This is a genomic window from Priestia sp. FW507-14D1A, from assembly GCF_058781295.1.
Genome location: NZ_JBYSWQ010000002.1, coordinates 115,209 through 138,991, shown reverse-complemented (window position 1 = coordinate 138,991; position 23,783 = coordinate 115,209). Strand labels below are relative to the sequence as shown.

Annotated in this window: 24 protein-coding genes and 3 pseudogenes; 19 read left to right on the top strand and 8 right to left on the bottom strand. The window is 37.5% G+C overall.

Features of this window, described 5'->3' with window-relative positions:
• Window positions 1-270 precede the first annotated feature (270 nt).
• Window positions 271-642: a thiol-disulfide oxidoreductase DCC family protein gene (locus tag AC3WJG_RS09160; protein WP_028408045.1), complete on the top strand. Its 372-nt coding sequence runs from the start codon at window positions 271-273 to the stop codon at window positions 640-642.
• 153 nt (window positions 643-795) lie between these two features.
• Complete coding sequence (locus AC3WJG_RS09155) at window positions 796-1,716, top strand: oxidoreductase (protein ID WP_337133405.1); 921 nt, start codon at window positions 796-798, stop codon at window positions 1,714-1,716.
• On the opposite strand, the gene AC3WJG_RS09150 is transcribed toward AC3WJG_RS09155, so the two are convergent.
• Window positions 1,663-1,929, bottom strand: coding sequence for a hypothetical protein (locus AC3WJG_RS09150; protein WP_225049654.1), 267 nt, complete (start codon window positions 1,927-1,929; stop codon window positions 1,663-1,665). The two genes, AC3WJG_RS09155 and AC3WJG_RS09150, sit on opposite strands and share 54 nt — an antisense overlap.
• 274 nt (window positions 1,930-2,203) lie before the next feature.
• On the opposite strand from AC3WJG_RS09150, the gene AC3WJG_RS09145 reads away from it, so the two are divergent.
• The 5 genes from AC3WJG_RS09145 (at window position 2,204) to AC3WJG_RS09125 (ending at window position 7,425) form a co-directional block, all read left to right on the top strand.
• Window positions 2,204-3,184, top strand: a complete 981-nt coding sequence (locus AC3WJG_RS09145) for a DUF3231 family protein (protein ID WP_028408047.1) — start codon at window positions 2,204-2,206, stop codon at window positions 3,182-3,184.
• A gap of 140 nt (window positions 3,185-3,324) precedes the next feature.
• Entirely contained in the window at window positions 3,325-4,581 is a 1,257-nt protein-coding gene (locus tag AC3WJG_RS09140) for an alkaline phosphatase (RefSeq protein WP_337133404.1), read from the top strand.
• Between the two features lie 142 nt (window positions 4,582-4,723).
• A complete protein-coding gene (locus AC3WJG_RS09135) occupies window positions 4,724-5,464 on the top strand; it encodes a DsbA family oxidoreductase (protein WP_034653288.1) in 741 nt (246 codons plus the stop codon).
• 201 nt (window positions 5,465-5,665) lie between these two features.
• Complete coding sequence (locus tag AC3WJG_RS09130; RefSeq protein WP_337133403.1) at window positions 5,666-6,625, top strand: S8 family peptidase; 960 nt, start codon at window positions 5,666-5,668, stop codon at window positions 6,623-6,625.
• The gene (locus tag AC3WJG_RS09125; protein ID WP_028408051.1) at window positions 6,622-7,425 is read left to right on the top strand and encodes an endonuclease I family protein; all 804 of its coding nucleotides are present in this window, start codon (window positions 6,622-6,624) and stop codon (window positions 7,423-7,425) included. The genes AC3WJG_RS09130 and AC3WJG_RS09125 overlap by 4 nt, the downstream gene beginning before the upstream one ends.
• Before the next feature lie 49 nt (window positions 7,426-7,474).
• On the opposite strand, the gene AC3WJG_RS09120 is transcribed toward AC3WJG_RS09125, so the two are convergent.
• On the bottom strand, window positions 7,475-7,936 hold the full coding sequence (locus AC3WJG_RS09120) for a MarR family winged helix-turn-helix transcriptional regulator (RefSeq protein WP_025749292.1): 462 nt from the start codon (window positions 7,934-7,936) through the stop codon (window positions 7,475-7,477).
• Window positions 7,937-8,215: 279 nt separating this feature from the next.
• On the opposite strand from AC3WJG_RS09120, the gene AC3WJG_RS09115 reads away from it, so the two are divergent.
• The 4 genes and pseudogenes from AC3WJG_RS09115 to AC3WJG_RS09100 all read left to right on the top strand — a co-directional run bounded on the left by AC3WJG_RS09115 (window position 8,216) and on the right by AC3WJG_RS09100 (window position 11,251).
• Window positions 8,216-8,854 carry a biotin/lipoyl-containing protein gene (locus AC3WJG_RS09115; protein WP_013082429.1) on the top strand — a complete coding sequence of 213 codons (639 nt, stop codon included), beginning with the start codon at window positions 8,216-8,218 and terminating at the stop codon, window positions 8,852-8,854.
• A gap of 33 nt (window positions 8,855-8,887) precedes the next feature.
• The gene (locus tag AC3WJG_RS09110; RefSeq protein ID WP_034275603.1) at window positions 8,888-10,513 is read left to right on the top strand and encodes a DHA2 family efflux MFS transporter permease subunit; all 1,626 of its coding nucleotides are present in this window, start codon (window positions 8,888-8,890) and stop codon (window positions 10,511-10,513) included.
• A 61-nt stretch (window positions 10,514-10,574) separates the two neighbouring features.
• The gene (locus AC3WJG_RS09105) at window positions 10,575-11,003 is read left to right on the top strand and encodes a MarR family winged helix-turn-helix transcriptional regulator (protein WP_337133402.1); all 429 of its coding nucleotides are present in this window, start codon (window positions 10,575-10,577) and stop codon (window positions 11,001-11,003) included.
• Between the two features lie 45 nt (window positions 11,004-11,048).
• Window positions 11,049-11,251, top strand: a pseudogene (locus tag AC3WJG_RS09100) (XRE family transcriptional regulator).
• Window positions 11,252-11,280: 29 nt separating this feature from the next.
• Here the strand turns inward: AC3WJG_RS09100 and ytzI are convergent.
• Window positions 11,281-11,415 carry a YtzI protein gene (gene ytzI / locus AC3WJG_RS09095; protein ID WP_016763550.1) on the bottom strand — a complete coding sequence of 45 codons (135 nt, stop codon included), beginning with the start codon at window positions 11,413-11,415 and terminating at the stop codon, window positions 11,281-11,283.
• Window positions 11,416-11,543: 128 nt separating this feature from the next.
• Here ytzI and AC3WJG_RS09090 point away from each other — a divergent pair, with 128 nt between their 5' ends.
• Window positions 11,544-11,711 carry a YfhD family protein gene (locus tag AC3WJG_RS09090; protein ID WP_081085297.1) on the top strand — a complete coding sequence of 56 codons (168 nt, stop codon included), beginning with the start codon at window positions 11,544-11,546 and terminating at the stop codon, window positions 11,709-11,711.
• Between the two features lie 165 nt (window positions 11,712-11,876).
• Here AC3WJG_RS09090 and AC3WJG_RS09085 read toward each other — a convergent pair whose 3' ends face one another.
• The 4 genes from AC3WJG_RS09085 to AC3WJG_RS09070 all read right to left on the bottom strand — a co-directional run bounded on the left by AC3WJG_RS09085 (window position 11,877) and on the right by AC3WJG_RS09070 (window position 15,691).
• Entirely contained in the window at window positions 11,877-12,884 is a 1,008-nt protein-coding gene (locus tag AC3WJG_RS09085) for a FecCD family ABC transporter permease (protein WP_098433671.1), read from the bottom strand.
• Complete coding sequence (locus AC3WJG_RS09080) at window positions 12,881-13,891, bottom strand: FecCD family ABC transporter permease (RefSeq protein WP_337133401.1); 1,011 nt, start codon at window positions 13,889-13,891, stop codon at window positions 12,881-12,883. Before AC3WJG_RS09080 ends, AC3WJG_RS09085 begins: the two co-directional genes overlap by 4 nt.
• Window positions 13,892-13,972: 81 nt before the next feature.
• Entirely contained in the window at window positions 13,973-14,896 is a 924-nt protein-coding gene (locus AC3WJG_RS09075) for an iron-hydroxamate ABC transporter substrate-binding protein (protein WP_337133400.1), read from the bottom strand.
• The gene (locus AC3WJG_RS09070; protein WP_098333548.1) at window positions 14,897-15,691 is read right to left on the bottom strand and encodes an ABC transporter ATP-binding protein; all 795 of its coding nucleotides are present in this window, start codon (window positions 15,689-15,691) and stop codon (window positions 14,897-14,899) included.
• A 189-nt stretch (window positions 15,692-15,880) separates the two neighbouring features.
• Between AC3WJG_RS09070 and AC3WJG_RS09065 the strand changes: the two genes are divergently transcribed.
• From AC3WJG_RS09065 to AC3WJG_RS09050, 4 genes and pseudogenes are all read left to right on the top strand, one after another.
• On the top strand, window positions 15,881-16,930 hold the full coding sequence (locus tag AC3WJG_RS09065; protein ID WP_098332330.1) for an NAD(P)/FAD-dependent oxidoreductase: 1,050 nt from the start codon (window positions 15,881-15,883) through the stop codon (window positions 16,928-16,930).
• A gap of 156 nt (window positions 16,931-17,086) precedes the next feature.
• The gene (gene megL / locus AC3WJG_RS09060) at window positions 17,087-18,274 is read left to right on the top strand and encodes a methionine gamma-lyase (RefSeq protein WP_102813269.1); all 1,188 of its coding nucleotides are present in this window, start codon (window positions 17,087-17,089) and stop codon (window positions 18,272-18,274) included.
• Between the two features lie 214 nt (window positions 18,275-18,488).
• Window positions 18,489-19,733: a Bcr/CflA family efflux MFS transporter gene (locus tag AC3WJG_RS09055; RefSeq protein ID WP_028408061.1), complete on the top strand. Its 1,245-nt coding sequence runs from the start codon at window positions 18,489-18,491 to the stop codon at window positions 19,731-19,733.
• A gap of 117 nt (window positions 19,734-19,850) precedes the next feature.
• Window positions 19,851-19,970 (top strand): annotated as a pseudogene (locus AC3WJG_RS09050) (aldo/keto reductase); the annotation flags it as partial.
• A 4-nt stretch (window positions 19,971-19,974) separates the two neighbouring features.
• Here AC3WJG_RS09050 and AC3WJG_RS09045 read toward each other — a convergent pair.
• Window positions 19,975-20,544, bottom strand: a pseudogene (locus AC3WJG_RS09045) (Y-family DNA polymerase); the annotation flags it as partial.
• Window positions 20,545-20,688: 144 nt separating this feature from the next.
• Between AC3WJG_RS09045 and AC3WJG_RS09040 the strand changes: the two are divergent.
• From AC3WJG_RS09040 to AC3WJG_RS09030, 3 genes are all read left to right on the top strand, one after another.
• Window positions 20,689-21,252 carry a hypothetical protein gene (locus tag AC3WJG_RS09040; RefSeq protein WP_255293549.1) on the top strand — a complete coding sequence of 188 codons (564 nt, stop codon included), beginning with the start codon at window positions 20,689-20,691 and terminating at the stop codon, window positions 21,250-21,252.
• A 1,007-nt stretch (window positions 21,253-22,259) separates the two neighbouring features.
• Window positions 22,260-22,616 carry a DUF4181 domain-containing protein gene (locus AC3WJG_RS09035; protein WP_060746757.1) on the top strand — a complete coding sequence of 119 codons (357 nt, stop codon included), beginning with the start codon at window positions 22,260-22,262 and terminating at the stop codon, window positions 22,614-22,616.
• Between the two features lie 167 nt (window positions 22,617-22,783).
• Window positions 22,784-22,978, top strand: a complete 195-nt coding sequence (locus AC3WJG_RS09030) for a DUF4181 domain-containing protein (protein ID WP_373364788.1) — start codon at window positions 22,784-22,786, stop codon at window positions 22,976-22,978.
• Window positions 22,979-23,783: the final 805 nt, after the last annotated feature.

Here is a 23,783-nt window from a genome sequence, read left to right as displayed (position 1 = left end):
CCTTTTTAGTATGTGACTAAATGCGTGCACCTAGTGCTTCAAATCAATATGAAATCTATTCTAACATGTTTTTAGCGCTTTAAACCAAAAAAGTGATATTTTATAAAAAAATCCTGTCTTCTTTCGCGGCTTCACAAAAGAAACCCCACAAAAAATGTTTGTTTTAAAGCCAGGATGCACAAGAAGTGCCTCCCAATAGTGGTTATTAAAAAGGAGAAAAGGGTATTTATAAATTAAGGAAAAAGAAACAAAAGAAGAAAGGTGGAAACAATGAAACACAAAGTATTTTTTGATGCGCAATGTCCTTTATGTTACAACGTAAAAAAAATAATTAAAGCGCTGGACTGGACGAACCAAATTCAGTGGATTCCAGTTCAATACATTGAACGAACGGAGTATAGTTACTTAAAAGAAGAGGGAAGAGACTTATATGATCAAATTCATATGGTGACCAAAAAAGGAGAAGTTCTAGCAGGATTTGAAACGGTCAGACGTCTTTTAGCTGTTTTGCCTCTTACATTTCCAATAGGTGTGCTTTTGCATTTACCATTAATGAACAAAGCGTTTAGTCCGCTATACAAGTGGGTCTCCACAAACCGATACGACTGGTTTGGACGCTACGATTCTCCGCGAACCACATAAATATATAAAAGGGACAAGCTTTGAAAAAGCTTGTCCCTTTTGTTTTGAAGACATTATACTTTATACATACTTTAATTTTAAAAAAACGTTAATTTAGTATGACTGAGACGCGTAAATTCTACAAAAACAGCTATAGCTGAAAGGGAGACTTATATGATAACAAAATGGACAGCTGAACGAATGCCTGATGTAATAGGAAAAACAGTCCTTATAACGGGAGGAAACAGCGGTATTGGGTTTGAAGCAGCAAAGGCTCTAGCAGCTCGAGGAGCAGAAATTATTCTTGCTGTGCGTAATGAGGAAAAAGGGAAAGAAGCTAAGAAAAGAATTAAAGCGGATAACGGAAATGCTAAAGTGACTATTATGTCATTAGATCTTAGTGACTTGAGCTCTATTAGGCATTTTGCCAATCAATTTCTTCAACAATACCCGTCTTTGGATCTTCTCATTAATAATGCAGGTGTGATGGTTCCGCCTCACAGCAAAACGAAAGACGGATTTGAACTGCAGTTTGGCTGTAATCATTTAGGGCATTTTGCGCTTACGGGTTTGCTGCTTCCTTTACTAATGGCAACTCCACATTCAAGAGTCGTAACGGTAAGCAGTATAGCTGCTAATTCTGGAGAGATCTATTTTGATAATCTAGACGGGGAAAAAGGCTACAGTCCAATGAAGTTCTATAGACAAAGTAAACTTGCCAACCTATTGTTTGCTAAAGAACTGCAAAACCGCTTAGAAGCAGCTGGATCGACGACAATTAGTGCTGCGGTACATCCGGGTATTTCAAATACTAACCTATTATCACGAGGTTCAGGTAAAGAGCCAAACGGCTTGCTGAAATTTTTAGTCAAGCTATTTAGTCAATCTGCAGAAATGGGCGCGCTGCCTACTCTTTATGCAGCCACTGAATCAATAGAAGGCGGTACATATATCGGGCCGGATGGAAAAGATGCTAAAAAAGGATATCCTGTAAAAGATAGGATGGGAGATGTTTTATTTAAACCGGACGTAGCGGAAAAACTATGGAGCGTATCCGAGAAATTGACAGGTGTTATGTATTCGTTCCGTGCGTAAGGTAAAAAAGAGGTTGAGACATAACGAGATAAATCCAATTGAAAGGCGAACAAATGGGATACATAGCTGAACCGCTCGTGAAACCGCCGTTGATTTCCGTGCGAGACTTCGCTTTCCGCGGGCGGCCGCTGAGCCTCCTCGTCGCATACGCTCCTGCGGGGTCTCACCTGTTCCGCTTTTCCCGCAGGAGTCTTCGTCTTTCCCTCGAATCAACTGCTAGAAAGACTTACACACATTAAACCTACGTTTACCATAACCAACAAAACGAACCACGAATCAAACATCTTGATTAATGGTTCGTTTTTTATTTCGTCTAAAATACTTTTGTCCTAGCCTCTTTTTTGTTGCCCAAAAGCTATAGGTCAGCGGGTTAAATAAAAAAAAGAATGTTGGATAGCATAATGATAAGTAAATGTACAATGAGGATGCTCTCTTTTTAAAGAAGTAGACGTACTCAACAAAGCTGAAGAAGCGGAGGGAAGTAACAGTGCCTGACAAACCTAGTATTACCTCAAGCGAAATTGGGACGCTGTGGATGACATATCAGCAGAAAACGTTAATTATTTGCTTGTTAGATTATATGATTGAACATGCGGATGATGAAGATGCTAAAACAATTATGACGGACTTGCGTGAGCAGCTTATTATATACATACGAAAAATAAAAACAATATTTGAAAAAGAAGGAGCGGTAGTGCCAACGGGGCTTTCATCTCAAGACGTAAACGTACAGGCTCCAAAACTATTTACTAATGGATTTGATATTATGTTTCTTCGTGTCATCAAAGAAATTAGTATGGGGATGTATACATTAAGTTTAGGCAAGGCCTACAGAGAAGATGTGGTGAAATTTTATCAAGATTTAACAAAAATTACGCAAGAGTGCTACGATTCCTGTACGCAGTACTTATTGAAAAAAGGAATTTTATCACGTCCACCTTATATTCCGATGCCAACCACCGTTGAGTTTGTTTCGGATAGAAAATATCTGAGCGGCTTAAATGTATTTGCGGACAAAAGAGTATTAAATACGATGGAGCTAGCGCAGATTTATCATGGAGTCGAAACAAACATTGTCGGGATGAAGTTAATGAAGGCTTTTTCTCAAACGGCGAAAGATGCCGAAGTGAAAAAGCATTTTTTGAAAGGAAAAGAGCTCAGTAAAAAAATTATTACGCGACTTGAAGAAATAATTATACAAGACGATATTTCACCTTCTGTTGCCTCAACAGGAAGCATAACGACTTCTGAAACGCCTGCTTTTTCGGATCGTTTGATGCTGACATGCGATATTTTACTAAGTAACTTCAGTATCGGAAGTCAGGCGTTTGGAGCAGCATTTAGTTTTCGAAGAGATATTGTGGCTAAAATGATGCTGATAGGAGAAGAGGCGTTTCAATATGCAAGCGAAGCAACGGAAATTATGATCAAAAAAGGCTGGCTTGAAGTTCCGCCAAGTATTGATTAGCTAAAAGGAAAGCCTCTCTCATGCATTGTAAATGGAAGTTTATATATCTTTACACACCTTTAACCTTTTATTCAAGTTGATTTAACAGACTGCGTGTACAGTTAAGTTATGTCAATAATAAACAGTAAAGGGTGTAAACAATGAAAAAACGTGCAATTGGAGCGGCAGTATTATCAGCGGTAACTGTAGCAGCGCTGGCATTTGGAACAAATTCACCAACAGATGCTAAAGCAGCTAAAGGCGTAAATAACCAAAAAGCTAAAAATGTTATTCTTTTTGTTGGAGACGGTATGGGTACCGATCATCGTGATGCGATCCGACTGGCCGCCGTAGGTGCAAATGGAAAGTTAGCAATGGATGATATGCCGGCAGTAGGAAGAGTCCATACATCTTCAGGAAATTCATTTGTTACGGATTCCGCTGCAGCTGCTACAGCCATGGCTTCAGGAGTTAAAAGCTATAATGGCGCTATTGGCGTAAATATGAAAGGAAAACCAGTTCAAACGGTTTTAGAAAAAGCAAAATTAGCTGGGAAAACGACGGGGCTTGTGACAACAAGTCAAGTAACAGACGCAACTCCAGCTGCTTTTGGCGCACATGTTAAGGATCGAAGTGCTCAAAGTGACATCGCGAAGCAGTATCTTGAAAATAGTAAAGTAGATGTGATTCTAGGTGGCGGAGAAGATTATTGGTACCCAAAAGGAAATGAAGGTGCACACTCGGATGCCCCGCCAGAAGATAAAACTGAAGGAAGCAAAGGAACGCAAGGGAACTTAGTAAGCAAAGCACAAAAACTTGGGTATACGTACGTTAATAACGAAAATGAATTAAAATATGCTAAAGGAACAAAATTGCTTGGTCTGTTTGCTAATGAAGAAATGTTTCAACAAGCTCCTGAAGGCCAAGGTGATGTGTACAACCCTCAAGTATCTCTAAAAGACATGACAAAAAAAGCAATCAATACGCTATCACAAAATAAAAAAGGGTTCTTTCTTGTAGTAGAAGAGGAAGCCATTGATGAAATGGCTCATAATAATAATGCTGAACTCATGATTAAAGCAGGTAAGCAGCTTGATGATACGGTGAAGATGGCTAAAGCTTATGCTAAAACACACCCAGACACTCTCGTATTAGTAACAGCTGACCATGCAACCGGAGGTTTAGCACTTGAAAAAGTAGACAATAAAGATAACGGTGAAAATGAAGCATCAAAAGAAGACGGGCCATTTGCAATCGCTCATTCAAAAGAGCAGTTCGTTGCGGATTGGACAACTGAAGAGCATACGTCATCAGACGTTCCTTTAAATGCAATGGGTGCCGGCTCAGAAAGATTTACCGGAGTATATGAAAATACGTATTTACATGATGCTCTTCTAAAAGCAATGAATTTAAAATAAGTGAGATAAAAACACGGTGTTGATTTAATACACTTAGTATGTAAATCAACACCGTGTTTTTGCTTTGTTTGAGCAAGTTATGATGGAATTTCTTCAAAGGTATGCTACGATAAGAATTATCTTGAATTGAAGAGGTGTCACGATGAAAATAGAAGTTTGGTCAGATTTTGTCTGTCCTTTTTGTTATATTGGAAAGCGCCGCTTAGAGCAAGCGCTTCAGCAATTTGCACACAAAGATGATGTGCAGGTTGAATTTAAAAGCTTCGAGCTAGATCCAAACGCCCCAGTTAATACTGGCAAAACGATTAATGAAGCTCTTGCTGCTAAATATGGAATGACGATTGAACAAGCGAAGCAAGCAAATGAAGGAATCGGACAGCAGGCAGCTAGTGTGGGCTTATCCTTTAATTTTGACGATATGAAGCCAACTAATACATTTGATGCTCACCGCTTAGCTAAATTTGCAAAAGCTCAAGGAAAAGAAGCAGCCATTACAGAAAAACTCTTATATGCATACTTTACTGAATCAAAACATCTAGGTGAAGAAGAGACGCTGGTTGCTGTTGCAGAAGATGCAGGTCTTGACCGAGAAGAAGCACGTCAAATTCTCGCGGATAAAAACGCATACGCAAATGAAGTCCGCAGTGATGAAGCAACGGCTCAGCAATATGGTATTAGCGGTGTTCCATATTTTGTTGTCAATCAAAAATATGCGATTTCAGGTGCACAGCCAGTCGAAACATTTGTAGGAGCTCTCCAACAAGTATGGGAAGAAGAAAATCCGACTCCCGCTTTGAAGAGTCTTTCTCCAGAAGGCGCAGATGATGCCTTTTGTGCAGATGGTCAATGTGCCGTTCCTGATTCCTCTAAAAACCAACAATAAATAAAAAGCAGAGGTGGAAATTCCGCTTCTGCTTTTTATTTATTTGCAAAAAAAATTCACAAAAATACAAACATGTGTTCTATTTTTGTGTTATAATAAGTTTAGAATCAACAAACCTCGATGAGTAAGCTCCAAAAATAAGCGATTAAAAGTGATCCCACCATGAACTAGCTTCCATTTAATCCTGCAGGGGGAATCTGAATGAAGAGCAAAGTGCGCATTATCCCATTTCAAGTAGTTGAACAATGGAATCAATTTAATGAAGTCCCAGAAGGAGTCGATCTAATTGGAGCAGAGCAAGTATGGAAGCAAACAAAGGGACGGGGAATAACTATAGCAGTTTTAGATACTGGCTGTGATGTTACACATCCAGATTTGCAGGAACGAATTATTGGAGGAAGAAATTTCACACACGATGATCAACAAAATCCAGATATTTTTCAAGATTATAATGGTCACGGTACTCACGTAGCAGGCACAATTGCAGCAGCTCATAATGGTACAGGTGTTGTAGGAGTGGCTCCTGAAGTGAGCTTACTTATCCTAAAAGTACTTGATGGGAATGGTTCAGGTCAATACGAGTGGATTATTCAAGGTATTAACTACGCCATCGAGCAAAAAGTAGATATCATTTCGATGTCGCTTGGAGGTCCGGCCGATGTGCCTGAGCTACATGAAGCGATTCAAGATGCTGTTGATCAGAATATTTTAGTTGTCTGCGCAGCGGGAAATGAAGGAGATGGAGAAGGCTCCACAGATGAGTTTGCGTACCCAGGATCATATAATGAAGTGATTAGCGTAGGAGCTGTTGATTTAGAGAAACGATCTTCGGCATTTTCCAACTCAAACAACGAAGTAGATGTAGTGGCTCCGGGAGAGAAGATTGTATCAACTTACTTGAACGGAAAGTATGCCGCACTGAGCGGAACCTCTATGGCAACACCTCACATAGCGGGGGCCTTAGCATTGATAAAAGTTCTTTCAAATGAAACGTTTGGAAGGACACTTACAGAACCAGAGCTTTATGCACAGTTAATTAGAAGAACGCTTCCATTAAATGAATCACCAAGAGAAGTAGGAAACGGATTTGTGCACTTGACCGTTGTTGAAAAGCTGTTGCGTGAAATTCAACGTCAAATGACTTCAGAGGTGATCGGATGAGAAGCAGTTTAGATATGTTAATGATGGAAAAGCAGCAGGCAAAAGCTCTTTATCACGAATACGTAAACAATCGAAGTTATTATGATGAAAAGATGGATGAAGAAAATAAAAATCTTTATTATCAAGATACGCTCTTTGAAAGAGAAGCCATGCAAACTTTGTTAACGGAAACGCATCAGCATTTGCTAAGTTATTCGCCCCATAAATATGTATATCCATGGGTGGATCTACAGGAGAATGGGGAGCTGAAAAGTCTATACTCAGGGAAAGGGATGGATCCGTTAGAAACTATACAGCAAGATATTGATCAACTTCAGGCGCTTAGTAACTCATCTTTTTCAAGCAATGATATACTGCTGAACTGTGAGCACGTTGTCCCACAATCTTGGTTTGGGAAACAAGAGCCTATGAGAGGTGATTTGCATCATTTATTTGCGTGTGAACCTTCTTGTAACAGTCGAAGAGGTAATTCTTCTTATATTGACTTCGCGGATTATACGCCGGAAGTAAAGCAATCAGATGTGAAAGAAGGATGTGGCAAAGCAGAAAAAGGTAAGTTTGAACCTGAATATGGCAAAGGAATTGTGGCTCGGGCTACGCTTTATTTTTTTATTCGCTATCATAATAAAATTGACTCTTCGCGAGTAGATCTTCCTCTTTTACTAAAATGGCATGAAGAATTTACTGTTTCACTTTATGAAAAACATCGCAATGCAGCAATCTTTGAGTTGCAAGGCAACCGAAATCCTTTTATCGATTTTCCTGACAAAGCAGGTGCGTTAATGAGTTCTGCTTTCTAAAATAGCGAAGAGCTCCGCTTCGAATTGAAGCGGAGCTCTTTTGGATAATCTAATATGAAAATCCATATTTATCACTTAAAAGGGCATCCATTTTATTTAATAAGCGAAAATATTCTTCTTGTTCTTCTACAGTTAGAGCTGCTAGCATATCTTTTAAAAATCCATTTCGCTTCTCTGTAATCATTGAAACAAGTTTCTTTGATTCATCGGTCAGTGAAACCCACACAACTCTCCGGTCTTTTTCGTCTCGCACGCGCTGAATGAGAGATTCTTCTTCCAATTGATTTAATAAGCTAGTTGTAGCGCCCGAGGTTAAGTGAAGTTTATTTGAAATATCTGCTACCATATACTTTGTGCCGCTGGCAATGTAGTTTAAGATATAAAATTTAGTGGGTGTTAAGTGATAAGGCTGTGTTTTTAATGTTTCTTCGACTAAATGCCGCATATATTGAAAAAAAGATGTGTTAATTTGATAAAGGTGTTCAATTTTTGAATCTAAATTGTTATCCATGCTAGCTTCCATCTCCTTGTACACTACGGACGTATATAAACTAACTCTAAAATAAAATGAAACAATTGTAAAGGATGGCAATGATTATCTTTAACCACCATTATTATTTTTAAATTAATATCTTTACGAAAAAATATCTTTATGATAAAGTTATTTAGGTGGTTAACCAAATAGATGATTGTAAAGAAACATATCTCATAATAGATGGAGATAATATCTTTATGAAAAAGCTATATAAAAAAGTAATTTTATTAGTGAAGTATTAAGGAGGAGTAATGAATGTCTAGAAGTCGCTTAATGGTAACAAATTTTATTGGAATTATCGTTATTTTAGCTTTATTAATTGGAGGAGGATATTATTACGTTCAAAAATCGAACTATATTACAACGGATAACGCTAAAGTATCCGGAGATGTATACAATGTAGTTGCACCTGCAGCAGGTAAAGTAGCAAGCTGGACAGTAGAAGAAGGAAATGATGTATCAAAAGATGCTGAAATTGCTAAAATTCAAGCCGAAAAAGGGTCTGTAGCTGCTAAAGTGCCAGCAGATGGAAAAATTATTCAAACAAACGTAAAAGAAAATCAAATGGTTCAAGCTGGACAGCAAATTGCAACGGAAGTAGATATGAAAGACCTATTTATCGTAGCAAATATTAAAGAAGATCAGCTTAAGGATATTAAAGAAGGCGACGATGTAGATGTAACGGTAGACGGAGACAGCAGTGCAAAAATCGACGGCAAAGTCGAAGAAATTGGATATGCAACCAATTCACTTTCATCTTTAACATCGAACTCAAGCTCAGATGGAAACTACACAAAAGTGTCTCAAACGGTTCCTGTGAAAATTTCTATTTCTAATTACTCAGAGCATGTACTGCCAGGTATGAACGCCGAGGTAAAAATTTCGAAAGACTAATTCTTACTACAACAGTTCAAGAAAGGAGGAAATATGATGACAGCCAGTATAGAAAACACAAGTGATGGATCCATCAAAAAGCATATTCCACTATTGATTGTTTTAATGCTTGGTTTGTTTCTTGCGATATTAAACCAAACGTTACTGAACGTAGCCATCCCGCATTTGATTACTGAGTTTGGCGTAACGGCAAATACAGCTCAGTGGTTGTTAACAGGATATATGCTTGTGAACGGGGCGTTAATTCCGCTTTCAGCTTTTTTAATTGAACGATTTGGTGTGCGTCGCTTGTTCTTATTTGCAATGTTTTGTTTTACAGTAGGGTCATTGATTTGCGGAATTGCACCTACGTTTTCGATTATGCTTACCGGCCGTTTAATTCAAGCTATTGGCGGAGGTGTCTTATCGCCTCTTGTTATGACCATTATTGTGTTTATTTTCCCTCCTCACATGAGAGGAAAAGGGATGGGGATTTTTGGTTTAGCCATGATGTTCGCACCGGCTATTGGACCAACGTTATCTGGATGGGTTATTCAAAACTATGATTGGCACATCCTTTTTAACGGCATGGTGCCATTAGGTGCCATTGTATTAATTATTGCTTTCTTTCAATTAAAAGACATTCAGCCTCCAAAGGATGTAAAAGTTCACATGCCTTCTGTTGTGACATCACTTGCAGGTATGGGATTATTGCTTTATGGATTCAGTGAAGCTGGAAATGACGGCTGGACGGATTCAGTTGTTCTTTCTACAATCATTGGTGGAGCAGTTCTTTTAATTATATTTGTTCTTCAACAAATTAAATCTGAAAAGCCGCTATTGGATATGCGTGTGTTTAAATATAATATTTTTTCACTATCAAATATTATTAGTATTGCGATTACAATCAGTATGTACGCAGGTATGTTCTTGCTTCCAATTTACTTGCAAAATATCCGCGGATATTCTGCTTTTGATTCAGGACTGCTCTTGCTTCCTGGCGCACTTGTTATGCTGGTTATGTCGCCGATTTCAGGTACATTGTTTGATAAGGTGGGACCTCGTCCGCTAGCAATCGTTGGTATGCTCATTACATCTATTTCAACGTTTGAATTTACGAAGCTGACGATGGATACACCGTTTAATCATATTTTAGCGATTTATATTATTCGCTCGTTCGGTATGTCACTGTTAATGATGCCGATTATGACAGCGGGTTTGAATCAGCTTCCGCAGCGACTAAGCAGTCACGGAACATCAATGTCTAATACGCTTCGTCAAGTAAGTGGTTCAATTGGTATTAGTTTAATGACGACCATTTTTACGAACCGTACAACGTATCATGTAAATGAAATCAGCAGTTCCATGAATACGTCTGATCCATTCTTTATGAACAGCTTTCATTTATTTGTACAAAAAGTAGCTGCTACTTTGCATTTATCACAAGATCAGGCTCAGCAGCAAGCGCTGAAGGTTTTATCTGGAAAAATGACGCAGCAAGGTACGATCCAAGGTATTAACGATGCCTTTTACTGGGCAACAGCAATTTCTGTTATTGGTTTAATTTTAAGTTTCTTCCTTCGTGACGTACGTAAAGATAAAGTAGTCGAAGAAAAGAAATCAAAAGCTCAAGAGGAAGATATTCGTATGCTTCCAGCTCCAAAAAGTATAAATTCATAAGGAGCTATAGAAATCTAAAGTTCATCATAAAAATGTTGGAGAGAAAGGGGCAGTGAGGCGGATGGATCCATTGATATTTGGTGAAGAAATTCAAAGAATTTCAATATCTTTAAACAAAAAAGTAATGACAAATGTAAAAAGCCTTTTACAGCATTACGGAATTACCTCTTTTCAATATCATATTTTACTGATTGTTGAACGTGCAGATACAATGCCTGTCACCAAAGTGGCAGACGAGATAAAGGCGAGCCCAAGCGTTATTACAGCATCGATTACACGTTTGTATGAACTGAATCTTGTGGAGCGCTACCATTCAAAAAGAGATCGGCGTAAAGTTATGGTCGAGCTTACAAACAAAGGGAAGCAAGTGATTCAAGCTGCTGAAAAAGACATGCAGCAAGGGGTTGAAAAACTGTTTGCTTGCTATAAAGAAGAAGAACAGCAGCAATTTCTCACGCTCTGTCGACAGCTAGATGAACATGTGACTTGAACTTGAGTAGAAAAAAGTATATTGAGTTAAGCGGAGTGAGTGTAAATGAATAAAGAAACGGTAAAAAACATTCGGAAAAACTAAACTACAATATGAATCAGCGAAACTTCGCTCAAGCAGTAAACTGCAGTTTTTCTTTAATTGCACTGGTTGAAGTGGGGAAGCGAAGAGTAACAAAAAACTTGGAAGACAAAATTAAGCAAGCATTTCAATTGAACGATCACGATTTAAAAACACTGCAAGGGTAATACAAAAAGTAGGTGTGAAACGAGCGCACCTACTTTTTTTCGTCTTGTTTTTTTGTAAGCGGATCTACCGTATGTTTATAATCGTAAGCTTTCGAAGTAGTAACTATGCATAGCAGTAAAATAACAAATACAATGATAATAGAGAGCGTAATAATGATGATCATATAAAACGTCCTTTCTTTTTCTTATTACGTATGCTTTCGGTCTTATTGGTAAAATTCCTTCTTTCTCCACATAGTGCAGAAACGACAAACGCATACTAGTAACAGCCTAAAATAAAGGAGTGTTTATAATGAATGAAAAAGAGTTGAAAAAACAATTAAAAAAGGTAGCGGATTATCCTTCATCTAAAGCAGATGGAGTAGACGAAGAGTTTTCTCGTGAATTAGCAGACCAAGACGATTTAGAAGCTCAGGCTAGAGCGAACGCTGCAGATGAAAGACAAAAAAAGCAAAACTAAAGCTGAGATAAAAGTATTTTAGCCCAAGTGAAAAACGAACCACTAATCAAAATGTTTGATTAGCGGTTCGTTATTTTTGTTATGGTGTAACGAGCGGTTCAGCTCATACATTCAATTGGTTTGTCTTTAGATTGGATTGACGTTGTTATTTCTCAGCCTCGTTTATTATTTTTTCAAAAGTAAATAAACAAAGTAAGGAGCACCGATTACGGCGGCAATAATTCCTGCTGGTACACCGTTAGGGTCGGCAATGTTATGTCCTATTGTATCTGCAATCAGCAAGAGCCAGCCGCCAAGTAAAATGGCAACGGGAATAAAAAGCTGGTTTCTCGGTCCGACTAAGCCTTTGGCAATATGAGGAGCAAGAAGCCCAATAAAGGCCACGCCCCCTGTAACTGAAACTGCGGCTGCCGCTAATGCAACCGCGGCTAGAAGCAATGTGATACGCTCTTTCTCCATAGCGATACCGACTCCAATAGCTGCAGCTTCATTTAAGTTAAAAATGTTTAATGAATTTGCTTTGTACAATATAAAAGGAATCAAGACAAGCAGCCAAGGTAGAAGTGCCCATATAAAAGGCCAGTCTGTCCCCCAAATGTTTCCTGCAATCCATTTAGCAATAAAATCAACTTTAGCACGATCAGCTGATGACATAATCACCACCATCATTCCAGAAAGAGCCATCGAAAAACCTACGCCTGTTAAAATAAGTTTTACAGGCTGCAGTCCTTGGCTTTTACTATATGCACAAAGGTAGATAAGACCAGCTGTAAACAAGGCACCGATGAACCCTACTAACGGAAGAGCATACACGAAAGAGCCAGCTTCAATTGGAAAAAATAAAAAGAATACGGCAATTGCGACGCCTGCTCCTGAATTAATTCCTATAATTCCAGGTTCCGCTAAGTCATTGCGCGTAACCCCTTGTAAGATAGCGCCTGATAAAGCTAGAGCCATTCCTGCTAAAAGAGTAATGATAATTCGCGGAAGTCGAATTGAAAAAAGAACAAACTCATCTGCAAAATCCCCTTTGCCAAAAAGAGTAGGAAATACTTTATTATAAGGAAGGGAGGCATCCCCAAGCCCCATCCCTATTACAATCGTTCCAAGAATCAAAACAGTGAGCAGCATCATAATTATTCGTTGTTTTCTAATAAGCGCTGGGTGGATCATGAGAATGCTTTTCCTCCTTTACGAACAATGACTAAAAAGAAAGGTAAACCAATCATGGATACAACTGCTGCTATCGGTGTTTCATAAGGCGCACTTACGGTTCGGCCCAACGTATCAGCGAGCAGCATAAACGCTGCGCCAATGACAGCGGACATAGGGATAATATAACGATAGTCGGTTCCTACAATTCCTCGTACAATATGAGGAATCATCAAGCCGATAAACACCATGTTTCCGACTAGCGCAACAGAAGCACCTGCAAGAAGAATCATGACAACAAATAAAACGGTTTTGACCTTTGTTGTTTGCTGACCTAACCCCACAGCGACTTCTTCGTTTAAGCTTAAAATAGTAAGCTGCCGGGAAAGCAAAAGGGCAATGAATATACCTCCGACAATAAAAGGAACAATGATTTGAAGCTGTTCCCAAGAAGTGCCTACCATTCCGCCAGCAGTCCACATCGATACATCTTTTGAAATTTTAAAATAAATACCGACGCCTTCTCCGATCGCATAAAGAAACGCTGAAACGGCAGCCCCGGCTAGTACAATTCGAAGCGGAGAAAAACCGTCTCTTTTTATAGCAGCAATTCCAAATACCAAAATTGCGCCAACCGCAGCTCCGATAAAGCAAGCAATCGTAATACCTAAATAATTTACAGAAGGGATAAAGGCAATGGTTACAGCTAAAGCTGCATTTGCGCCAGAAGTTAAGCCTAAAAGTCCTGGATCTGCAAGAGGATTTCTTGTCATACCTTGCATAATCGCCCCTGATACTGATAAAGCAGCGCCAACAAAAACAGCGGCGATTTCACGAGGTAAACGAATATCTCGGATGATCGAAATCTGTTCGTTTACACTGCTTGATGAAAGTGCTAGCCACACATCTTTTATCGATATATCAGCAGCGCCAAAAATCATTGAATAACCAAACATTATGATGAACACGAGCAAGGCACCTATTAATTTATATAAAAAAGGAATGAAACGCTGATTGTCTATTTTCATAAAACACCCATCTTTTCATGTAAGAATAAATTTAGTAAAACAAAGCAAGAGGAATTCTAAAAAGAATTCCTCTTGAATGAGTTACTTGCCAAGAAATTTTTGAGTAAAGAAATCTAGTTGATAATCTAATGTGATTGGATCATTAAAATAAAATTCTTTTGCATTTGCTTCAAATACGTCATTATTCTTTACAGCAGGAATATTTTTGTACGTATCTGTTTTCTCAAAGGATGTATCTCCATCTTGGTTTTTACTGAAGATTAAATAATCTCCGGCATATTCAGGAAGAACTTCTGGTGAAATTGCATAGTAACCATCTTTCAAAGCCATGTCTTTTACTTTCTCTGGCATTTTTAATTTCATTTCTTGATAAAGAATCTCCGTTCCGCGTCCCCAGTTATCGCCAAATACATAAAGCTGCTTGTCAAAGTTCTCAATAACTGAAACCGTGGTATCGTCGCCAATTTTAGCTTTGATGTCAGAACCAGCTTTTGCCGCACGCTTTTTAAAATCGTTTACCCATGACTGTGCTTCTTTTTCTTTATTTAATAGTTTTCCGATTTCTACATGCTGAGTAAGGTAATCTACTTTATCGTATGTATACGTAACGGTAGGAGCAATTTTTTTCAATTTATCAACGTTTTTTGTAGTAGATAAGCCAATAATTAGGTCAGGCTTTAATTTAATGATCTTTTCTAAATTTTCATCTGATACTTCTTCAACGCCTTTTAATTTCTTTTCAAAGCGGGGATTCATTTTAGACCATGAATCAACTCCGACAATATTGACACCTAATGACATGACGTTACCTGCGTAGGAGCCTAACACTACAACACGTTTCGGGTTAGCCGGAACTTTTACAGGACCGTCTTCCGATTGATATGTGATTGTCTTGGATCCGCTGTTTCCTTTATTAGAATCGTTTTTGCTTTCAGTTGAACCGCTGCTGCAGGCACTAATAAGTAGTACGAATATGAGCATGAATGGAAGCAGTAATTTTTTCATTTAGTTATCTCCTCTTAATAAGTTATACGTGATGCACATTGGTTTATTGGTTCTCGGGTCTCGTCCGATTTCAGCGTCGATATGAAACACTTTTTTTAAAACGTCATGCGTAATGACTTCGTCACACGTTCCGGCCTTAACAATTTCTCCATCTTTTAAAGCGATAATATAATCTGCAAAGCGAGCGGCTTGATTTAAATCGTGAAGCACCATTACGACGGTACGTTCTTGCTCTTTGTTTAGCTTTTGAAGCAGCTCAAGCACTTCTAACTGATGAGCCATATCTAAGTAGGTAGTCGGCTCATCGAGGAATATAATATCTGTTTCTTGAGCTAAAGCCATTGCAATCCACACTCGCTGACGCTGACCGCCTGAAAGAGAGTCAACGAGACGAAATTTGTAATCTTTTGTTCCGGTTACTTCAAGCGCCCAGTCAATCGTTTGATAGTCTTGTTTCGATAGACGCCCAAACCCTTTTTGATAGGGAAATCGCCCATAAGATACAAGTTCTCCAACAGTTAAGCCGCTGGCACTTTCGGGGGTTTGAGGGAGAATGGCCATTTTTTTAGCGAGTGCTTTTGTATGTTCTGTTGAAATATTTTCGCCATCTAAAATGACGGAACCGGATTGATGAGAAATAATGCGGGTGATGGCTTTTAAAAGCGTTGATTTGCCGCATCCGTTTGAACCAATAATCGTGGTAATCTTTTTGTCTGGAATGTTAACGCTTAAATTCTTTACTATTGGACGTTCACCATAACTAATATGCAATTTCTCTGTATATAGGCGAACCATATCTGACCCTCCGTTTACGTTTAATACAACAAATACTTGATAATGATTATCAGTATCGTTTACTTTACATACTATAATTCGAACGTTTCCGGATGTCAATAGTTATTTTTATTGTCAAAACGGTGAAGAAGATGTATATTCAAATGAGAATGATAATCAATAACAATTAATTGCAAGGAGTGGGTGTTCATGACACATAACGAACTGTTCGACGTGACAATTATAGGAGGGGGACCTGCTGGCCTATACTCTGCCTTTTATAGTGGACTAAGAGAAATGAAAACAAAGCTGATTGATTATCAGCCAAAGCTAGGCGGAAAACTTCACGTTTATCCTGAAAAAATGATTTGGGATGTAGGAGGCCAAACGCCTATTGCTGGTGCGAAGCTTATTGAACAGCTTATTGAACAAGGGCTGACGTTTGATCCAACTGTTGTTTTAAATGAGAAAGTTGAATCCATTTCTCGCTTAGAAGATGGTATTTTCCAGCTGACGAGTTTTTCAGGTGAACATCATTACTCTAAAACCATTATCCTTGCTGTCGGAGGAGGTATTTTAAATCCGCAAAAACTCAAAATTGAAGGGGCAGAACGATTTGAAATATCAAATTTAAACTATACGGTTAAATCTTTGCAGCATTTTAAAAATAAAACGGTGATTGTTTCCGGGGGAGGCAATTCAGCCATTGATTGGGCAAATGAGCTAGAGTCTGTTGCTAAAAAAGTATATATTACGTATCGAAACAGTGAACTAAACGGTCATGAAGCACAAGTGAGACAATTAATAAATAGTTCAGCTCGGTGTCTGCTTAACACATCTATTACAAAATTAGTGGCTGATGCGACGCATGAATTTATTGAAAAAGTTGAGCTGACTAATCATCAAACCGGTGAAATTTCTTATTTACCGATTGACGAAGTCATTATTAATCACGGTTATGAAAGAGATACAGAGCTGTTAAAAAACAGTGAATTACATATTAAAACCATTGATGACTGCTATATTGCAGGTAACGCAGCAAGCGAAACGTCTGTAGAAGGCGTATATGCAGCGGGAGATATTCTCATGCACGAAGGAAAAGTCCATTTAATTACAGGTGCTTTTCAAGACGCTGCTAATGCCGTAAACAAAGCAAAACAATTTGTTCAGCCCTCCGCGGCTAAGACAGCTATGGTTTCTTCTCATAATGAAGTATTCAAAAAGCGCAATTCAGCACTAATTAAACAAATGATGACGTAAAGCGAGGTGCAGTGTGCATGTCGCTTCTTTTTCTAGGATGGAATTATCTAAGCAGGGAGGCAGGGAACGAAAAAAGAAAAGAGAAATATAATAAAAGAAAACGCTTACATTTTTAAAAAAATGACATAGTGCTTGTGTGCATAAGGGGGAAGCCGTATGAACGAAAAAGAGAAATATCAGTTTGAAACAAAAGCCATTCACGCAGGGTATGAATCAAAACATCATTTTGATAGCTTAGCTCCGCCTATTTATCAAACGTCTACATTTACATTCTCATCTCTAGAACAAGGTGCAAGCCGTTTTAGCGGAGCAGAAGATGGTTATGTATATTCCCGGTTATCGAATCCAACGGTCACCATTTTAGAAGAGCGTATGGCACAGCTTGAAGAAGGAGAAGCAGCTTTGGCATTTGGATCGGGAATGGCTGCAGTATCGGCTGTATTGATTGGACTTACAAAAGCAGGCGATCATATTTTGTGTTCTAAAGGAGTGTATGGATGCACGTTTGGTCTCTTAGAAATGCTTGAGGAAAAATATCAAATCCATCATTCTTTCTCCAACTTGGAAACTGAAGAAGAAATTCTTGCTGCTATCAGAAAAGATACAGCATGTATTTATATTGAAACACCGATTAATCCGACTATGACTTTAGTAGATTTAGAGTTAGTTGCTTCTATCGCCAAACAAAAAGGAATTCCTGTGGTAGTAGACAATACCTTTTCAACTCCTTATTTGCAGCAGCCGCTGAAGCTTGGATGCGACTTAGTCATTCATAGCGCAACAAAATTTATTGGTGGACACGGAGATGTTGTTGCAGGAATTGTAGTAGGGAACAAAGAGGTTATTTCCGTACTGCGCAAAACGACGCAAAAAGATATCGGAGGCATTCTTTCCCCGTTTGATGCGTGGCTGTTACTCCGCGGGTTAAAAACACTGGCCGTTCGGATGGATCGTCACTGTGAAAATGCTGAACACATCGCAAAACAATTAAGTCTCCACCCCAAGGTGAAAGCCGTTTATTATCCGGGTGATAAAAAGAGCACTGCTTATTCTCTCATGCAAAAGCAAATGAAAAAAGGAGGGGGGCTTCTCTCTTTTGAAGTGGAAGGCGGTTATGAAGAAACCGTAAAAGTGGTTAATCAGCTTAAGCTCATTTCCATTGCGGTGAGTCTTGGAGATGCTGAAACACTTATTCAGCATCCTGCCTCGATGACGCACGCAGTCGTGCCGGAAGAAGCTCGAAAAGAAATGGGAATCTCAAATGAACTCCTTCGCTTATCAGTTGGGCTGGAAGCATGGGAAGATATTATGAGAGATTTACAGCAGGCATTAGATAGTATATAACAAACGCTCAAACAGCGCTTGAAGTATCTTAAGGATATTTCAAGCGTTGTTTTTTTGAATATCAACTGCATGTCATCACTCATAGATCTTTTTTTGCGAGTGGAACTTTACCTACATCTTTAGACAAATGTCCTAGACAGAAGAGATGCCTTTCAATAGACTAAAGGTTATCTGTAAAAATACAATATTTAGGTAAGGAAGGTGCTCTGCTATTATGCTTCATAATCCAACTGGAAAAAAACGTCTAGGATTGGCGTTTCTCCTCAGCACGCTTGCGATATTAGGTCCGCTTAATATCGATATGTATTTGCCAAGTTTCCCTGCTATTGCTGATCATTTAGATGCGCGAGCTTCACTTGTACAGCTTAGTTTAACATCGTGTTTACTAGGCCTTGCCATTGGTCAAATCGTGATCGGTCCAATCAGTGATGCGAAGGGACGAAAACGACCTTTACTCATTTCCATTTCTTTATTTATGATATCGTCCTTGCTCTGTGCTTTGGCTCCTACTATTACAGCTTTAGTCATCGCACGCTTTTTACAAGGGTTTACAGCTTCGGCAGGAGTTGTTCTTTCTCGAGCCATTGTCAGAGACGTTTTTAGTGGAAGAGAGCTTACGAAGTTTTTTGCTCTGTTAATGGTTATCAATGCCTTTGCGCCAATGATAGCACCAATGGCCGGAGGTGCTATTTTACTTCTTCCTTTTGCAAGCTGGCATACTATTTTCTTGTTTTTAAGTTTAATAGGCCTTTTAATTGTTTTAACAATTTCAATGCGTTTAAAAGAAACTTTGCCAATTGAAAATAGAACGCCAAGTTCAATTGGTCATTCCATTCGCACGATGGGCAGTCTATTACAAGACCGTTCTTTTATTGGGTATGCCTTAATTGTCGGACTGGTCCATGGAGGTAGCTTTGCTTATGTATCAGGCACTCCATTTGTCTATCAAGGGATCTACCATGTTTCTCCGCAAATTTTTAGCATTTTGTTTGGCATTAACGGCTTAGCCATTGTGACTGGAAGCTTTATTATTGGGCGCTTTAGCGGAATTCTTCATGAAAGAAGCCTGCTTCGCATTGCCGTGATTACGGCTGTAAGTGCTACTAGCGTACTTCTTATCATGACCATGCTTAAAGGGCCGCTGGCTACGATTGTTATTCCCATTTTTATTTACATGATCTCTATAGGAATGACGATCACAGGCTCGGTGACATTGGCAATGAAAAATCAAGGACATAGAGCAGGAAGTGCGAGTGCCGTGTTAGGCATGCTTCCACTAACTTTAGGATCCATTGTTTCTCCTTTAGTGGGTATTAACGAAACCACAGCGATTCCGATGGCTGCTATTTTATTTAGTACGGCGCTTTTAGGTTTTGTAGCTTTCTTTACGTTAACTAAAAACAAGAAAGAAACAGAAAAGTGCGAAGTTAACGAGTTTAAAACGGAGGTTTCTCCGTAATCACTTTTTTGAATGTTTGAAAGCATCACTCCTTTGTAAAAATGAGTGATGCAAATTTATTTAAGTATTGAATAATATATGCTAACCTTAGGGCGTGATCGAAAGGAGTGGATAATAATGAGTAAAGTAATTCCTGAAATAACCCTTAATGACGGGGTAACCTTGCCTGCTATAGGTTTTGGCACATACAAGCTTAACGGAAATGAAGGAGTCAACGCTATAACGAGTGCGATTGATGATGAATAGCCCACAATTTAAAGGGAATATCCTCATATCGCCAATAAGCCACTCCTGTTGGGCTATTCTTAGCCTCATGGTCTAAGCTTACCTTCGCCAGTAAGAGATTAGGGCCTATGCCTGCCGTAGCTGTCAGGCGTGTCTTATGATAAATTTCGTCGATAATATTGTGGGCTAATTCTTCTGGTGTACGAGCGAATAGATGCCACGAAGCTGTCGCATCAATAAACAACTCATCAATACTATAGGCATAAAAATCCTCAGGATCCACATACTGTAACACCAAGCTCGAAATATAGGTCGAAGCCTTGATATACCTCTCAATGGATGGATTCACCACATGGATATCTTTCCTTTTAGGAATGTCGAAAAGACGACTTCCTGTTTTGACCCCTTCTTTCTTTAATAAGGGTGTGGCAGCTAATACAACGGATCCCGACCGTTTGATATCTCCGACTACCGCAAGCTTTGTTTTCAACGGGTTTAATCCTCTTATGACAGAAGAAACTGAAGCATAGAACGCCTTCATGTCGATACATATAATGATTCTGTTTGGTAACTGTTCATCCTCCATTGAAAATACTCCTAAAATAAAAACTCTACATTTTTCCCAATCATTGCTATCACTTGCATAGAATTTATTGTTACATTAACAGAAGTAACTACTACATAACGTAATGGTAAGAGTTCAAAAAGAATAAACCCTAAAGGGGGATAAATGTTGAAAAAAGAATATTTTGTGCAATATTCAGACCAAAGTATAATTGATAGTTTTGACTTTCCAGAAGATAAATTTGTATCTATTACTGTAGGGATTAGGGACATTAATCATGATCTGATCATCTCTTTAGTTCGAAAAATGTTTGGTTTACCTGTTTTTTTTGTTTTAGACTCAATGCTCTCTGGACATGAAAAAGAAACATTGATTAAAAATAAAACGCCTTTTTATGAGCATTCATCAGATGGTGCTATTATTAAAGTTGATTCTGAAGAAAAATTGAGCCATGTTAGTGGATTAGCAGAAGAGTTAGTTAATAATGGGCTGAGTATATTCATTTTCTACGGAGAAGGTATTGTAGAGCAGGATTTAATTCCTTCGAGACAATGGAATAAACCTATAGAATTTAAAAATGTCGATATAGATAAAGTCGATACATTTGTGGATGTGGAAGAGGTTGGATTTACGATATTCAGTAAGAGTGATCTATTTAACTCACCTGGAAAAGTCAAAAATTATATACCTCGTAGCTACTCACTTGATATTAATAGCAGCAATATTTAACATTTCTAAATTAAAAGGAGGAGGGTTTGTAGTCAATGAAGTATAAAAATAATAAGAGTATACTAAAAATGTTAGCTATCATCCTTCTTTCTATAGATCTATTCTTTTATCTTTTAGCACTAAAGAGCGTATACGTTTTCTCTTCAAATTCTCTTCAAAGGTTTCGATATATTTTCTGATATTTGTTCTACACTTTATCTATTTATACATAGTCCTTATAACCGTTAGCAAAACAAAAGAGTCTAAAGTTTTTTGGGGAGTAATTGGGCTGTTTTTTAATGTACCTATAGCAATCGTTGGGTGGTTCACGTTCTTTTATACTAATAAAGTTGACTATTACGATCTAAGTTCCCCTAAGAATACCCAAAAAATTATTATTGGTTATTCCAATTGGAGTCTTGGAGAAACTAACTATTACTATGATTTTTATAAACAAACGGAATTCCCTTTGGTGAAAAAACGAATAAATCAAGAACCTCTTCATGTCATGACACGAAATACGGATATGAGCGATTTAAATGTTTTAGGAGCTTATGATGCACAATGGGGAAATGAACAAACAGTAACTTTTACATCTCCATATCTAAATAAGGAAGTAACCTTTAATTTAAAGTAAGTACTTTTTTCTACTTAAACAACAGAGTTGAGAAAAAGCCTGTATCTAAGGAGATCCAGGCTTTTTATTTTCTAGTTTAGTTACCATAAGTTTGATTATAGGAACCATACAAAAATATGAGCTCTTGATATACAAGGGCTCTTTAACCTTCCATATTTTTCGTCACACAGTTATTTTTGTTATTGCGTCATCTTCCTAAGTAACATATATTTTAAATCTTTGTAAAACGCAATTTTATCACTTTCAATTGCTACTATATCTTTATTCACAAGTGAAGCCTCTTCTTACTGCTCAATGAAACCTGCCTTAAATCATATAATTAATTCTACAATAATTGGATTAATTTAATTAAAATAGAAAAAAAGATATTATTGGACATTAGGAGGTATTTATGTACAAATTTTTGATTTTTATTATAGTAGCGTTTTATATCGCTCATTATGTTGAAAAATACTTAAGAAAAAAGATGCACTTAGAAACCGATCCAGAGATTTACAGAAAAAAAGTAAACAGGTGGCACTCAAGAATAGAAGTTGTACTATACATAATATTTTTATTTTCCCTAAGCTATTATAATCAAGTCCCTATGTGGATTATTTTAGCTGCTTTTTGTATTGTTTATCAGGGATTTAATATATTTATGGAATGGAAATTTGCAAGAGAAACGAGGGAACACCTTTTAGCCGTTATTTTCTTCTTCTTTTATTTAGCTTCTATAGGAGTTGGCACTTTATTAAATGTATTTTAAATAGGAGTTGAATATTATTGCTAAAAACATTTTTATACCTCTTACTATTATTGTTAGTAGCATCTCTTATTACAAAGTATCTTGCTATAAAATTAAATGTTAAAGATGACCTCGACACTGAAAAAATTATGTGAACAAGTGGCATAAATGGGTAGAAAAAAGTTTTTATTATACTCTTTATTGCTTTTAAACAGGTTCCTATGTGGGTCATGTTAATTATTTTCTGTTTATGTTATTTAAGTTTCCGAATCTTTATGGAGTGGAGATATAACGGAGAAACGAGGGAATATTTACTGTCATTTAGTCTCCTGATATATTTTTTAATAGCAATTATTATTGGAGCAATATTGAATGTTTTCTAATGGTTTATTTATACATACACAAAGAGCTATGTACGTTATAAAAAGCATAGAAAATAAATACACTATAATACATAAAAGCAGGTGGAAATAATTTTTATACCTATATTAGTTTTACTAGTTGGTTTGTATCTATTAATCTCGGGAATTTTAATCATTGTAAAAGATAAAAACACAAAAGGAAAGACTAAAAAAACTTTAGTTTTTTTAGCAGTAGCATCCGATATAGTTACTGATCCAGTGTCGTCTTCTGGGTTCCGTATTATGCTTGGTGCTGTTCTTATAATAGGTGGATTAATTTTATTATAAGAAATACCTATTGGTATATAACTATGTTTCAAAAGGACTCATATCAATTAACCGGTATGAATCCTTTTTTATTACTAAAAACGTTCGTAAAAGTGCATGGATTCCAGAAGACGTTCATAATTGTTTTTATAACTTAAGCGAACGATAAAGATGATAGATTTCTCATGAAAAAGAAAAGTTCGTAAAGGTATACTTTTATGAACTATATATTTTGTGTTATTGTTAAATTTATACAAATAATTCCACTTTAAATATAGGTTTAAATACTATATCCATAATTGCATTAAAAAACCTATTCCCTGGTGCTGTGATGTGGGAATAGGCTCAATGAGTTAAGATGACATTTCGAAAAATCTCCAATTAACATGCCTTTTTTATTTTACAACAAATCAAATTAGAAAACGATTACATTTTTTTGTTTTAAACACAAAAAATTCGCAGCTTAGAAAGAGTGGTGGACTCGTTGGAGTTGGGTTTCAAGAACCAATATGCACGAGTA

Excerpts from the sequence above, each read along its gene's own strand:
- AC3WJG_RS09160 (WP_028408045.1), top strand. The coding sequence starts at position 271 with ATGAAACACAAAGTATTTTTTGATGCGCAATGTCCTTTATGTTACAAC.
- AC3WJG_RS09155 (WP_337133405.1), top strand. The coding sequence starts at position 796 with ATGATAACAAAATGGACAGCTGAACGAATGCCTGATGTAATAGGAAAA.
- AC3WJG_RS09140 (WP_337133404.1), top strand. The coding sequence starts at position 3,325 with ATGAAAAAACGTGCAATTGGAGCGGCAGTATTATCAGCGGTAACTGTA.
- AC3WJG_RS09135 (WP_034653288.1), top strand. The coding sequence starts at position 4,724 with ATGAAAATAGAAGTTTGGTCAGATTTTGTCTGTCCTTTTTGTTATATT.
- AC3WJG_RS09130 (WP_337133403.1), top strand. The coding sequence starts at position 5,666 with ATGAAGAGCAAAGTGCGCATTATCCCATTTCAAGTAGTTGAACAATGG.
- AC3WJG_RS09125 (WP_028408051.1), top strand. The coding sequence starts at position 6,622 with ATGAGAAGCAGTTTAGATATGTTAATGATGGAAAAGCAGCAGGCAAAA.
- AC3WJG_RS09120 (WP_025749292.1), bottom strand. The coding sequence starts at position 7,936 with ATGGATAACAATTTAGATTCAAAAATTGAACACCTTTATCAAATTAAC.
- AC3WJG_RS09115 (WP_013082429.1), top strand. The coding sequence starts at position 8,216 with ATGTCTAGAAGTCGCTTAATGGTAACAAATTTTATTGGAATTATCGTT.
- AC3WJG_RS09110 (WP_034275603.1), top strand. The coding sequence starts at position 8,888 with ATGATGACAGCCAGTATAGAAAACACAAGTGATGGATCCATCAAAAAG.
- AC3WJG_RS09105 (WP_337133402.1), top strand. The coding sequence starts at position 10,575 with ATGGATCCATTGATATTTGGTGAAGAAATTCAAAGAATTTCAATATCT.
- ytzI (WP_016763550.1), bottom strand. The coding sequence starts at position 11,415 with ATGATCATCATTATTACGCTCTCTATTATCATTGTATTTGTTATTTTA.
- AC3WJG_RS09090 (WP_081085297.1), top strand. The coding sequence starts at position 11,544 with ATGAATGAAAAAGAGTTGAAAAAACAATTAAAAAAGGTAGCGGATTAT.
- AC3WJG_RS09085 (WP_098433671.1), bottom strand. The coding sequence starts at position 12,884 with ATGATCCACCCAGCGCTTATTAGAAAACAACGAATAATTATGATGCTG.
- AC3WJG_RS09080 (WP_337133401.1), bottom strand. The coding sequence starts at position 13,891 with ATGAAAATAGACAATCAGCGTTTCATTCCTTTTTTATATAAATTAATA.
- AC3WJG_RS09075 (WP_337133400.1), bottom strand. The coding sequence starts at position 14,896 with ATGAAAAAATTACTGCTTCCATTCATGCTCATATTCGTACTACTTATT.
- AC3WJG_RS09070 (WP_098333548.1), bottom strand. The coding sequence starts at position 15,691 with ATGGTTCGCCTATATACAGAGAAATTGCATATTAGTTATGGTGAACGT.
- AC3WJG_RS09065 (WP_098332330.1), top strand. The coding sequence starts at position 15,881 with ATGACACATAACGAACTGTTCGACGTGACAATTATAGGAGGGGGACCT.
- megL (WP_102813269.1), top strand. The coding sequence starts at position 17,087 with ATGAACGAAAAAGAGAAATATCAGTTTGAAACAAAAGCCATTCACGCA.
- AC3WJG_RS09055 (WP_028408061.1), top strand. The coding sequence starts at position 18,489 with ATGCTTCATAATCCAACTGGAAAAAAACGTCTAGGATTGGCGTTTCTC.
- AC3WJG_RS09040 (WP_255293549.1), top strand. The coding sequence starts at position 20,689 with ATGTTGAAAAAAGAATATTTTGTGCAATATTCAGACCAAAGTATAATT.
- AC3WJG_RS09035 (WP_060746757.1), top strand. The coding sequence starts at position 22,260 with ATGTACAAATTTTTGATTTTTATTATAGTAGCGTTTTATATCGCTCAT.